This is a genomic window from Rhizobacter sp., assembly GCF_032229685.1.
Lineage (GTDB): Bacteria > Pseudomonadota > Gammaproteobacteria > Burkholderiales > Burkholderiaceae_C > LMDS01.
Genome location: NZ_JAVTWP010000040.1, coordinates 82408 through 94582, shown reverse-complemented (window position 1 = coordinate 94582; position 12175 = coordinate 82408). Strand labels below are relative to the sequence as shown.

Genomic DNA, 12175 nt, shown 5'->3' with positions numbered 1-12175 from the left:
CTGTTGTGCGGTGGCGCGCAGGCGGCGACGGTCGAGCCCGAGCTGGCGGCGCGCCTGGCGCGCGACGCCGGCGTGCAGCGCTACCCGGTGATCCTGCGGCTGGTTCAGCAGCCTGACGCCGCGGCCCTGTCGCAGCGTGTGGCCTCGATGCCGCAGGGGCAACGCGGTGGCACGCTGCTCGAAGCACTGAAGGCATTTGCCGCGCCTCAACAGGCCGCATTGCTGCGTGAGCTGAGTGCCCGCAAGGCCGAGAACGTGGTGCCGCTGGTCACGGTCAATGCCGTGGCGGCGCACCTGCCGGCACGAGACATCCGCGAGCTGTCGCAACGCAGCGACGTGGCATCGATCCGCTACGACCTGGGCCTGCTCGCGCCCTCGCGTCGCGTGATCGCCGACCCGTGCCGGCCCGAGCGTCCGACACCTCGCCAGCGCCTGCCGAAGTCTTGCCGCGACGAACCCCGTGCGGCCGAGGTGGCCCGTGCGGCTGCGTTCGATTCGAAGCTGCCGGCCTCGGCGACGGTGAATGCGCTCGGGGCGGTGGGCGCCTGGCAGAGCGGCATCACCGGCAAGGGCGTGACGGTGGCAGTCGTCGACACCGGCGTCGACCCGGGCCACCCCGACCTGGCGGCAAGTTTTCGCGGTGGTGGGTCTGACTGGTTCGATCCGCACGGCGAGTACAAACGCCCGCTGGATCGGCAGGGTCATGGCACGCAGATCACCGGCCTGGTGGTCGGCACCGGCGCCAGCGGGCAGACGCTCGGCGTCGCACCGCAAGCCAAGTGGATCGCCGCCCGCCTCTACAACAACCGCAACGTCGGCCGGCTCTCCGAAGTGCATCGCGTGATGGCCTGGCTGCTCGACCCCGACGGCAACCCGGCCACCGCTGACGCGCCGCAGGTGGTGCTCAATGCCTGGGGGCTGGGCGACAGACCCGGAACATGCGACCCCGAATTCGTGCCCGATCTGCGCTGGCTTCGGGCCGCGGGCATGCACGTGGTGTTCGCTGCCGGCAACGGCGGCCCGACCGACAACTCGAGCGTGAGCCCGGCCAACAACGCGGGCGTGCTGTCGGTGGGCGCGCTCGATGCCGCGGGGCAGCAGTCCCTCTTCACGAGCCGCGGCGTTTCGGCCTGCGATGCGCGGCCCTACCCCGACGTCGCTGCGCCCGGTGAATCGGTGCGCACCACCGACCTGTCGGCGGGTGGCATCGCCACCACCACGCTGGGCACGGGCACCTCGTTCTCGGCGGCGCTGGTGGCAGGCCAGTTGGCGCTGCTGGTGCAGGCCCGCCCCGAAATGACCGTGGCCGACCGCGAGGCGCTGCTGCGGCAGGCCCCGGGCGATGCGCAGCCGCCCCTGGCGCGTGCGCTGGGCACGTCGGCAGGACCGGCACGTGACCGCCTTCCTTGATCGGCCAATGCAGAGCGCACAGCACGACCCCGGCCGCCGCAGTGCGCTGCGCGCGCTGATCGCCGGCCAGCTCTGCGTCGCCGGCGTGTGGCTGCGGCCGGCACGCGCCCGTGCCGCGACTGAACAGCTGCAGGTGCTGCGTCCGAAACTCGCGCCACTGCCCGCGGTCGCGATCACCACGATGCAGGGCCAGGCGCGCTCGCTCGAGACCGAGCTGGCCAACGTGGTGCCGCTGGTGCTCAACTTCGTCTTCACGACCTGCTCGTCTTCGTGCTCGGTTCAGACGGCCATGCTCGCGCAGGTGCAGCGCACCCTGACCGCGCGCGGGCGAAAGCTGCAGCTCGCCAGCATCACCATCGACCCCGACAACGACACGCCGGAACAACTGCGCCGCTTTGCAAGCCAGTTCAACGTGACCGACGGGTGGCAGTTCTACACCGGGCGCTTCGACAACCTGCTGCGGGTCCAGAAACACTTCGACGTGTACCGCGGCAGCAAGGCCTCGCACCCGCCCGTGCTGTTGCTGCGCCGCCATGCGCGAGCGCCGTGGGTGCGTGTCGAAGGGTTCCCGGAACCCGCGGAGCTGGTCACGCTGATCGAAGCCCTGCCCACGGGCGCGTGAGCATGGCCGCGCCGGGCACGTGGTGGCGCTGGCTTGCGCTTGCGCTGGCCGGCCTGGCCTCGGCCGCGCAGGGGGCCGACGCACAACGTGGGCGCGATCTCTACGAAGGCCGCTTGCCTCTGGCCGTGACGGCGACGGGCGCCACGCCCCGAAGCGCCTGCGCTGCGTGTCATCGACCCAGCGGCATGGGCACGTTCGAAGGGGGCCTCGCCGTGCCGCCGGTCACCGGCCCGACGCTGTTCAAGGCGTTCGACCCCGACACCGCTCGCTTCTTCGCTGCCTCTGCCCGGCTTCGGGTTCGCCCGGCCTACGACGAGGCCGCACTCGGCCGGCTCCTGCGAACCGGCGTCACGCCCGATGGCATGACGCTGGCGGCGGCCATGCCCCGCTATGCCATCGGCGAAGCAGACCTGGCGGATCTCGCGGCGCACCTGGCCGGGTTGTCGAGCCGGCCGCCGGCCGGCATCGACGACGAGACCATTCGCCTGGCCACCGTCACCACACCCGATGCCGACCCGGCGCGCCGCGCCGCGATGCTGGCCACGCTGCAGCGCTTTGTCGAAAAGAAGAACGGCCAATCGCGACACGAAGCCGAGCGCGTCGAACAGTCCCATCGCACGCGCGAGATGATCATGGCGCGCAAGTTTCGGCGCTGGCACCTCGAACACTGGGCGCTGCAGGGTGCGCCCGACACCTGGCCCGCCCAACTCGATGCGTGGCAGGCCAGGAGCCCCGTGTATGCGCTCGTGGGCGGGGCCGGCCGCGCGCAGTGGGAGCCGGTCGACCGCTTCTGCGAACGCCAGCGCCTGCCCTGCCTGCTGCCGCTCGTGGACGGACCGGGCAGCGCCGGCGCGGACGGGTTCTACAACCTGCACTTTCATGCCGGCATCGAGCTCGATGCCTCGCTGGCGGCACGCGCCCTGAAGGCCCAAGGGGTGGACCAGTTCGAACTTCTTGCACGCGATGCCGATGCGGCGCTCGCCGCGCGCGTACGCCAATCCCTCGCGAAAGCCGGCCTGCGCGAGTCGGCACCGGGCGCGGCGCGCGGTGCGGCCCTCGTGTCGCTGCTCGCCCCCTCAGCACATGCGGCGTGGCTGCGCGCAACGCGGCCGGCCGCGCCGGTGGTCTGGCTGGCCGGCAGCCACGCGCTCGGCGTCGCCGAGCTCGACGCGGCCCTGCCCCTCACCGCGCAAGGCCTGGTCGTCACGCCGATGCAGACGGGCGCGAGGCTCGACCGGCAGTTGCAGCGCGCACGCGGCTGGCTGCGCGCCCAGGGCCTGGGCGAGTTGCCGATCGACGTGGCCGGCAGCACGCTGCAGGCCGCCATGGTGCTCGGCGAAGGCCTGGCCCACGCCGACTTCAACTTCACGCAGGAGTACCTGCTCGAGCTGCTCGAGCATTCGCTCGAAAACATGGTGCCCTGGAGCCCGTTCCCGCGGCTGGCCCTCGGGCCCGGACAACGCGTCGCTTCGAAAGGGAGCTGGGTCGGCGTCGTCCGCCAGGGCCAGATCGACTGGCAGTGGCAACCCGGGCCGTGAGGCGGGCCTCGTTCAGGCCGCCATGTCGGATTCGAGCGCGGTCATTCCGCGCACCTGGCTGGACGGTCGCCGCACCAGACCGAGGTCGACAGCCAGCAGCGCCAGTTCTACCGCAGAGTTCAGCTTGAGCTTTCGCATCAGGTTGGCACGGTGCTTCTCGACCGTCTTGGCGCTCAGGTTCAGGTAGGCGGCGGCCGACCGGTTGGTGCCACCTTCGGCGATGAGCTTGAAGATGGTGCGCTCACGGCTCGACAGCGTGTCCCAGGGGTCGGTCTCGCGCCCCGCCTTGCCCGGGTTCAACACGCCGTCGAGCAACAGGCTGGCGAGTTCCTGGCCGAGGAAGCGCCGGCCGGCCAGCACCGTCTTGACGGCCAGCATCATCTCTTCGGGGGCGCAGTCTTTTTTCAGGCAACCGACGCAGCCGGCGCGCAGGGCCTCGCCGGCGTAGATCTCCGATTCGTACTCGCTGAACGCCAGCACCTTCTGCTGCGGCAGGCGGCGCCGGATCTGCGCGGTGGCATCGATGCCGCTGGTGCCGGGCAACGACAGGTCCATCAGCACCAGGTCGGGCTGCAACTGAATGGTCATGAGCACGGCTTCACGGCCTTCACAGGCCTCGCCGACGACGCTGTAGTCCGGGTTCGCTGCGAGCAGCGCACGCAGGCCGTGCCGCAGCAAGGGGTGGTCTTCGGCGATCAGGATGCGGTATGTCATGGCGATGCGGAGTGGGTTGAGGCCGGTGGCGCCGCTGGGCGAGTGGGTGCCGGCACGGCAGGGCCGGGCCCGGCGCGTGGCACGAACATGAAGCGCCAGTCGGAATACTGGTTGGCGCCTTCGAACGATTCGAGCCCGGCGGCGAAGCCGCTGCGCTGCAGCGGCGCGGTTCCGGACTGGCTGTACACGCCGGTGATCTGGTTGCCGCGCCGCAGCGTGCCCCACGGCACCTCGGGTTGTGTCGGGTCGGGATAGAGCCGCCGCAGGTGCCGCACCGGCTGCGGGAAGCGCGAGTCCCGCAGCAACTCTGCGAGCGAGACTGGCAAGTGTTTGACGGGCCCGGGTGATGCGCGGTAGTAAGACTCGAGGGCTTGGCGATACTGCTGGCCCACCCACAACAACTCGGCTTCGCGCTCGCGCTGGCTCACTCTCGCAGCCGACTCCGCGAACTGGGTCGCCGCCGCGCCCCCGAGCGCGAGCAACACCACCAGGCCCATCAGCACGACGCCGCGCGAGTGCGCCTGCCGCTGCGGTGTTCGCTTCATCGTGCTGGCTCCGGCGCCGAGGCGGCTGCGGTCGCGCTGCTCACGCTCTGCACACCACCTTCCTGCGCGACCATGTTGGGCAAGGTGTCGACGGGTTCCGTCGCCCCGGGCAGCCGCCGCGGCTCGCCGCGGGAATCGGTCTGCGTGCTCTGGACGTCGATCACACCGCCCTTGGCAGAGTCTTTCGGCGCCACCACGACCCAGTTCGGCGCTTCGGTGAACGGATCGACCGGGATCGCGCGCAGGTACCGCTGCGTGACGAGGTCTTCGAGCGTGTCGGGGTAGCGCCCCCGATCGCCGTAGAACTTGTCGAGCGCCTCGCGCATCGTCGCCAGGTTCTGCTGCAGCACCTGCTCGCGGCCACGCTCCAGCGTGGCCATGTACTGCGGCAACGCCAGCGAGAGCAGCAGGCCGAGCATGGCCATCACGATCACGAGCTCGATCATGGTGAACCCGCGTGAAGCGGTGCGGTGCGGGGTGGGCATGGTGTTCACCATTCGCGGTAGGCGATGCCGTTCATGCCGGTGCCCGGGGCGAGCGAATACACGTCGAACACGTCGTCACCCTCGCGCGGGTCGTCGCCCGCACTGGCGTAGCTGCGCCGGCCCCAGGTGGCCTCGGCAGGTGCCGCACGGTCCTGGAACATCGGGTCGCGTGGCAGGCGGCGCAGGAAGTAGATGCGGCCGCCTTTCGGGTCCTGCGCGTTGGGCACGCCCGTCACGAGCAGCTCAAGCGTCGGCGGGTAACCCGAGTCGCCGGCACGGCGCGCGATCTGCCCGGTTTCGACAGCGCGGCGGTATTGGTCGAGGCCGTCGCGTATGTCGCGCAGCGCACGGTGCAGTGCCTGCTCGCGGCTGCGCTGCACCGCGGTCTCGGCGACCGGCGCGGCCAGCAAGGCGAGCAGCCCCAGCAACGCGAGCGTCACCACGAGCTCGATCAGCGTGAAGCCGCGTTCGTGTGGGTGCATCTCGATCGCCTCAACCCTGGTCGGCCACGGGCGCCGGCGGCGGCGGTGCCGTGCCCGGAGGAGCGCTCGGCGTCGCCGGTGACATCGCCCGACCGGGCTGGATCGATGCCGGCGCGACGCCGCGGCGTGGCGAAGGCGTCGGGGCCGGCGCCGTGCCCGTGCCCGCGCCGCCCGCCACCGACGGTGCAGCGCCACCCGGCGCGCTGCCGGTGCCACTCACATCGGCGCCGAGGCCCGTGCCGCCTGCGGCCCCTGGCGTGCCGGTCGAGACCTTCGGGTCCGGAAGATCCATGGGCGGGCGCCCGGAATTCAGGATCGAGCTGCCACCCGCGCCACCCGCCTTGGGCCCGGTGGCCGGCGCGGGTGCAGGCCCGGCCGCCGTTGCGCCGTTGGGCGAAGCCGGTGCCAGTGCGGGCATCTCGGTGCCCGCGCCGCCGCGCGCTGCACCGATCGGGTCGAGCCGCAGCGGCTTCTCGCGCACCACGCTTTCGGTACCCGACCACACCTCGCCGATACGCGCCTCGGGCAGGGTCTGCGGGCGGATGATGCGCGGCGTGATCGACAACACGATCTCGCTCTTGGTCGAAGCGCCGTTGTTCGACGAGAACAGGCGCCCCGCGATCGGCACCTGGCCGAGGCCGGGCACCTTGCTCGCGGTGCTGCGGTCCTGGTCGTTGATGAGCCCGGCCAGCACCTGGGTCTCGCCGTCCTTCAGGCGCAATGAGGTCTGCGCGCTGCGCGTGCCGATCTGGTAGGCCACACCCGATTCGGTGGTGATGGTCTTGGCGATGTTGCTGACTTCGAGGTTGATCTTGATGCCCACGTCGCCGTCGGCATAGACCTGCGGCTCGACCTCCAGCTTGATGCCGACATCGATGTACTGGATCGAGCCGGTGATCACCGAGTTCTGCCCCGCCTGCTGAGGCGAGATGAGGTTGGTGATGACGGGCACCTTGTCGCCGACCAGGATCTTGGCCTTCTCCTTGTTGCGGGCGCGGATGCGCGGGCTGGCCAGGATGTTGGTCTCGGTGTCCTGCAGCATCAGGTTCAGGCTGATGCCCAGCGGCGAAGCCAGCAGGTCGTTGCGCGTGATGCCTTTCAGGTCGCCGAGCGTGAGCGCGTTCTTCGGCGTGGCCAGCCCGAACGCTTCGGGCCACTTGATGCCAAGGTTCGAGAGCCGGTCGGCAGACACTTCGAGCACCTGCACCTCGAGCATCACCTCGGGGTCGGGCACGTCGTTCGCGGCCACCAGTTTCTCGGCCACCGCGATCGCGTCGGCCGTGTCGCGCATCACCAGGGTGTTGCTGCGCGCATCGGTGACGATGTCCTTGGTCTTGAGCAGCGACTTGATCATGTTCGCCACGTAGGCGGCGTCGATGTTGCTGAGCTGAAAGCTGCGCACTTTCAGTTCGTTGTATTCCTTCTGCTTCGCCGCCGTCGAGGGGTAGACGAACAGCGTGTTCTGGTTGAGCACGCGCTTCTCCAGCTGGTTCTGCAGCAGGATCAGGTCGATCGTGTCTTCGACCGAAGCGTCCTTCACGTAGATGGTCGTCTTCAGGTCGCTCTTCACGTCGCGGTCGAGGATGATGTTGACGCTGGCCGTGCGCGAGAGCGCCTCGAACACCATCTTCAGGTTGGCATCGCGGAACTGCAGGGTCACGGGCCGGCGGAACGCGCTCGTGGCCATCTGCTGGCGCTCGCGCGCCGCGCGCTCGGCCTCGTTGCGCTCCTCGAGCGTTCGCAGCTGTGCAGCCAAGGCCGCGTTGCCAGGCATGTCTTTCAAGCCCCGGCGCAGCAGGTCGAGTGCGGATTCGGTCTGGCCCGCCTTCTGGCTGCGCTCGGCCTGCTGGAGCACGCTGTCGGCACGGCGCTGCTCCTGCACCAGCTGGGCGCCGCGCTGGGCCCGTTCGTTGGCGTCGTCGAGCGCCAGGGCCTCGCGGTAGCGCTGCGCCGCCTCGTCGAGCCGGCCGGCGGCGCGCGCATCGTCGGCCTTGTTCAGCACGCCCTGCGTTGCCAGCGCCCGCTGGGTCAGAAAGTCGATGCGGTAGCGTGCATTGCCCGGGTCCATCTCGGCCGCCTTGCGCAGGCTCTGCAGCGCCGGCCCGACTTTGCCTTCGGTGATCTGCTGCATGCCGTCGTCGTGCAGTTTCTGCGCCGCGCAGCCGGCGAGCAGCAGCGCGGCGGCGAGGGCCAACCAGCGGTGGCGCGGGCGCCGGAGTTCGAAGCTGATCACGATTTGCCTCCCTGCACGTCGAGCCGCAGCGTGACGTTGTTCTGGATGTGGGTGAAGATCAGTTCCTGCGCCGAGATGGCGTCAAGACGGAAGCCGCCTTCGAGGACGTCGCCGGCGCTGGCGATCAACAGCTTGTCGCCGATCGAGAGAAAGACACGCGGCTTCACGGCACCCTTGTCGTCGAGCAGCCCGACGAAGCGGTAAGGCAGCACCGGCGGTGGTGGCGGTGGCGGCGGCGCGGGCGGGGGCGGCGCCATCACCGGCGGCGGCGGTGGTGGCGGCGGGGGCGGGGGTTCCCAATCGCGCGGCGCGAAAGCGTCGGTCCCCGGCTCGCCGTCGAGCTTGGGCCGCAGTGTCGTCCGTGACTCGGTCGTGCGGGTCTCGGCCGTTCTCGGCGCCGGGGCGCCGGGCGCCGCGTCCGCTCGCGGGCGGGGCGCTGGTGTGCGCGCTGCGGTCTTCGCCAACTCCACGCCGCCCTGCGCCGAAGCCGGGTTGCGCAGCACGATCCACGCCGACCACAATCCCACGGCGGCGGCGCTTCCAAACAGGATCGGGCGGCGCTTCACGGCTGGCCCTGGCGGTAGAAGAGAACGAGCCGCGCCGTCGCCTGCAGCTGTGTCGACTTGGCATTCGGCCGCTCGATCTGCAGGCTCTCCAATGCCGAATGCGGCAACTCGTTCAACACCTCGGCCACGTACCGGCGCAGAGCCGAGTAGCTGCCGGTCAGGGGCAAGGTGGCGCTCAGTCGGGTGACCTCGCTGCCGCCGGCGCCGGCCTGCGTGTAGTCGGCCCGTTCGAGCCCGAGACCGATTCGCTGCGCGGTTTCGACCAGCATCGCGACATCGCGGCCCCGCTGGCGTTCGCTCGGCAATTCCTGCAGCGCAGGAATGCCCAGGGCCGCCGGATCGATGGCCGGGCCTGCGGCCGCAGCGGCCGCGAGCGCCTGCTGGCGTGTGGCAAGGCGTTGCTGCTCACCCGCCAGGACCGGGTCGACCTGCCAGCGCACGAGGGCGACGAGGGCGAGCAGCGCCAGGGCCACGAATGCCGGGCGCCCGAGGTGACGGTGCCAGAACACGGCCAGCTGGTTGCGCCGGGGGGCCTGGCTCGACCACCAGGCGGCGCCGCGCAGTCGAAGTTCTTTCACGACAACTCCTTCAGGGCGCCGGCGGCCTTGCGCCAGCCCGCCTGCACGGTGAATCGCAAGGGTTGGCCGGGCGCATCGCGCTCGGCCTGGTGCGCGGTGAGCAACACCTGCGTCAGCCGCGGGTCGGCCTCGAGCGTCTGCACGTAGTCGAACAGGGCCTTGGTGTTGCGTGCCTGCCCGGTCACCCGCACCAGGCCCGCGCGTGCGTCGGGCTCGAGCTTGAGCAGGGCCACGTCGACACCGCCATGCTCTTCGAAACTCGCCAGCAAGTCGGACCAGGGCGCCCTCAGTTCGGCCGCGACCGACTGAACTTGCGAGACGCGCAGCCGCTCCGCTTCGGTCAACTTGCGGGGCGGCGGCGGCACAAGGCGCGCCGCGCGCTGGTTCAGCAGTGCCGTCTCTTGCCGATTGGCCTGCTCGACCCGCCAGCTCGACGCTGCGGACACGAGCAGCGCAGCCGAGGCGAGCAGCACCAGCACCACGCCCGCCCAGGGCCAGGGCTTCGTGGACAGGAAGTTCACCTGCGCGATCGGCTTCATGCGGGCACCGCGTCGGTGGGGTTGCGGGGCGACAGCAGCGTCCAGCGGTGGGCAGCGGCGAGCCGCAACCAATCGTCGTGCTGGGCCTGCGATTGGCACAGCATCAACAGGCGGTCGGTCTTGCGCGCCTCGCCCGCGCCCTGGAACGCCAGCAGCCGCTGTTCGATGCAGCTCTGCGCATGCGGGTCGCAGCGCTCCCAGGCCAGCTCGACCGGCGCGCCGTGTGCGACGCGAAGCAGCGTCACGCCTTCCTCGCGCAACACCGCCACGACACCGTGGTCGGCCACGCGCTGCGCAATCGCGGCCAGGTCGTCGAGCAGCGCCAGGCCCACCTGGTGCAGCACCAGACCGGCGCTGCCGAGCTGCTGCCGCCATGCGGTGAGGTCGCGGGTCTCGATCGCCGCAGCCAGCCACCACTGGCCGCCCGGCAAGGCAACCACCTGCACCTCGAGATCCTGCCGGCCGAGGGCGGCTGCGAAATGGTCCGCACCACGCTCGCGCGCGCGCTGCCAGGTGGTGTCGGCGGGCAGCAGGGCCAGGTAGGCGTGCTCGTCCGGCACCAGAAGGCGCACGTGTTTCGGCGGCTCGGCCAGCCCCTGATCACGAAGGGCCTGCAGCAGCGCCGGCACGGCTTCGGCCAGCGGAGCCCGCGCGCTGGCACGCGCCGTCACCTGCCGGCGCCAGGCACCGAGCACCTGCGCGGTGCTTTGCTCGCGGCCGAGCCGGATCACGAGTTCACTCTTCCACAGCGGTGACACGGTTGGCCTCCTCCAGCGTTGTCTTTCCGGCGGCCACGAGGTCGAGTGCGGCGTCGCGCAGCGTGCGCAAGCCACGCTCGCGTGCGGCCTGGCGCAACACCGAAGGGCTCGCGCGCTCGGCGATCAGGCTGCGCAGGCCGACGTCCATGGCCAGTGCCTGCGCGATCGCGCGACGGCCCTTGTAGCCGGTGCCCCGGCAATGCGCGCAGCCCACACCCTTGCAAAAGTTCCAGGCCGACGCTTCGGGTGGGAGGCTGCTCGCCTCGAGCAGGTCGGCGTCGGGCTGCTGCGGCTGGCTGCACTGCGGGCAGATGATGCGCAGCAGCCGCTGCGCGACCACGCCATTCAGCGCGGAGACGAGGTTGTACGGGTCGATGCCCATCGTCGACAGCCGCCCGATCACGTCGAACACGTTGTTGGCGTGCACGGTGGCAAAGACCTGGTGGCCTGTGAGCGCGGCCTGGATCGCGATCTGCGCGGTTTCGGCGTCGCGCATCTCGCCGACCATGATCTTGTCGGGGTCGTGGCGCAGGATCGAACGCAGGCCCCGCGCGAAGGTCAGCCCCTTCGCTTCGTTGACCGGAATCTGCAGCACATCGGGCAACTGGTATTCGACCGGGTCTTCGATCGTGATGATCTTGTCGAGCCCGGTGTTCACCTCGGAGATCACGGCGTAGAGCGTGGTCGTCTTGCCGCTGCCGGTCGGGCCGGTGACGAGCAACAGGCCGTAGGGCATCTTGCCGAGCCGGCGAATGAAACGTGCGTTGTCGGCATCGAAGCCCAGGTGCTCGATGCCGAGCGATTCTTCGGCCGAGATCTGGTAGCGGTCGAGCACGCGCAGCACCGCGTCTTCACCGTACAGGTTGGGCATGATCGACACGCGCACGTCGATCGCACGGCCATTCAGCGCGAGCTTCAGGCGGCCGTCCTGCGGCACACGGCGCTCGGAGATGTCGAGGTCGGCCAGCACCTTGATGCGCGAGACGACGCGGTCGGCGAACTCGCGGCCTTCGGGCCGCGCCACCGCCTGCAGCACCCCGTCGAGCCGGTACTTCACCGCCAGGCCCTTGGCGGTGCATTCGAGGTGGATGTCGCTCGCCTGTGCCTTGAGCGCGTCGTAGAGCGTGCTGTTGACGAAGCGCACCACCGGGCTCTCGTCGTTGCTGATGCCGGCGAGCGAGAGCTTGAGCACGTCGTTCGCCGCATCGGCGTCGAGCTCCGCGCCGCCCGCCACGGCCGACGCGCCGTCGAGCGCGCGGGTCTCGCGTTCGAGCCGCGCGTAGAACGCGGTCACGTCGTTGGCGCCGGCCACGTGCCAGCTCGTGGCCGGGTGGCCCGCAGCACGGATGCGCGACTCGAGCCACAGGCGCGTGGCGTTGTCGAAAGGGTCGGCCAGGACCACGTGGCGGATGTCGGCCACGTCTCGCAGCACCACGCACAGGCGCTGCTGACCGGCGGCGAAAGAAACGATGTCGAGGTCGGCCTGCGCCGGCGACCAGCGCGTCAGGTCGCACAGCGACATGCCGCTGCCCTCGCTGAGCCAGCGCTTGAGCGCCACGTCTCGCACTTCGGGCCTTTCGTGCGCGAGCAGTTTGCGTGCCGCTGCAAAACGCGCGCCGAGGCGCTCGATCATCGCGCTCGCCTGACGTGCCGAATCGTGGTCGACCTCGTCGAGTTCGGGTGGTGGCAGTGTTTGTTCGCTCAT

At 70.5% G+C, this 12175-nt stretch carries 13 protein-coding genes; 3 read left to right on the top strand and 10 right to left on the bottom strand.

Features of this window, described 5'->3' with window-relative positions:
• Window positions 1–3 precede the first annotated feature (3 nt).
• The 3 genes from AC30PD_RS18535 to AC30PD_RS18525 are packed head-to-tail and all read left to right on the top strand — an operon-like array spanning window position 4 to window position 3570.
• Window positions 4–1410, top strand: coding sequence for a S8 family serine peptidase (locus tag AC30PD_RS18535; protein ID WP_489537155.1), 1407 nt, complete (start codon window positions 4–6; stop codon window positions 1408–1410).
• Window positions 1394–2032: an SCO family protein gene (locus AC30PD_RS18530; protein WP_489537154.1), complete on the top strand. Its 639-nt coding sequence runs from the start codon at window positions 1394–1396 to the stop codon at window positions 2030–2032. The genes AC30PD_RS18535 and AC30PD_RS18530 overlap by 17 nt, the downstream gene beginning before the upstream one ends.
• Before the next feature lie 2 nt (window positions 2033–2034).
• Complete coding sequence (locus AC30PD_RS18525) at window positions 2035–3570, top strand: c-type cytochrome (protein ID WP_489537553.1); 1536 nt, start codon at window positions 2035–2037, stop codon at window positions 3568–3570.
• Window positions 3571–3582: 12 nt separating this feature from the next.
• Here AC30PD_RS18525 and AC30PD_RS18520 read toward each other — a convergent pair whose 3' ends face one another.
• Genes AC30PD_RS18520 through AC30PD_RS18475 form a run of 10 tightly spaced genes read right to left on the bottom strand, consistent with a single transcriptional unit; the run spans window position 3583 to window position 12175 of the window.
• Complete coding sequence (locus AC30PD_RS18520; RefSeq protein WP_489537153.1) at window positions 3583–4284, bottom strand: response regulator; 702 nt, start codon at window positions 4282–4284, stop codon at window positions 3583–3585.
• Complete coding sequence (locus tag AC30PD_RS18515; RefSeq protein ID WP_489537152.1) at window positions 4281–4829, bottom strand: type II secretion system protein; 549 nt, start codon at window positions 4827–4829, stop codon at window positions 4281–4283. Before AC30PD_RS18515 ends, AC30PD_RS18520 begins: the two co-directional genes overlap by 4 nt.
• Window positions 4826–5314 (bottom strand): type IV pilin protein, encoded by a 489-nt coding sequence (locus AC30PD_RS18510; protein WP_489537151.1) that lies wholly within the window; start codon window positions 5312–5314, stop codon window positions 4826–4828. Before AC30PD_RS18510 ends, AC30PD_RS18515 begins: the two co-directional genes overlap by 4 nt.
• 5 nt (window positions 5315–5319) lie before the next feature.
• Complete coding sequence (locus AC30PD_RS18505) at window positions 5320–5796, bottom strand: prepilin-type N-terminal cleavage/methylation domain-containing protein (RefSeq protein WP_489537150.1); 477 nt, start codon at window positions 5794–5796, stop codon at window positions 5320–5322.
• Window positions 5797–5806: 10 nt separating this feature from the next.
• The gene (locus AC30PD_RS18500; RefSeq protein ID WP_489537149.1) at window positions 5807–8029 is read right to left on the bottom strand and encodes a secretin N-terminal domain-containing protein; all 2223 of its coding nucleotides are present in this window, start codon (window positions 8027–8029) and stop codon (window positions 5807–5809) included.
• Window positions 8026–8595 (bottom strand): hypothetical protein, encoded by a 570-nt coding sequence (locus AC30PD_RS18495; protein WP_489537148.1) that lies wholly within the window; start codon window positions 8593–8595, stop codon window positions 8026–8028. Before AC30PD_RS18495 ends, AC30PD_RS18500 begins: the two co-directional genes overlap by 4 nt.
• Window positions 8592–9173 (bottom strand): hypothetical protein, encoded by a 582-nt coding sequence (locus AC30PD_RS18490; protein WP_489537147.1) that lies wholly within the window; start codon window positions 9171–9173, stop codon window positions 8592–8594. Before AC30PD_RS18490 ends, AC30PD_RS18495 begins: the two co-directional genes overlap by 4 nt.
• Complete coding sequence (locus AC30PD_RS18485) at window positions 9170–9712, bottom strand: hypothetical protein (RefSeq protein WP_489537146.1); 543 nt, start codon at window positions 9710–9712, stop codon at window positions 9170–9172. Before AC30PD_RS18485 ends, AC30PD_RS18490 begins: the two co-directional genes overlap by 4 nt.
• Window positions 9709–10470: a hypothetical protein gene (locus AC30PD_RS18480; RefSeq protein WP_489537145.1), complete on the bottom strand. Its 762-nt coding sequence runs from the start codon at window positions 10468–10470 to the stop codon at window positions 9709–9711. The genes AC30PD_RS18485 and AC30PD_RS18480 overlap by 4 nt, the downstream gene beginning before the upstream one ends.
• Window positions 10448–12175, bottom strand: coding sequence for a GspE/PulE family protein (locus AC30PD_RS18475; protein ID WP_489537144.1), 1728 nt, complete (start codon window positions 12173–12175; stop codon window positions 10448–10450). Before AC30PD_RS18475 ends, AC30PD_RS18480 begins: the two co-directional genes overlap by 23 nt.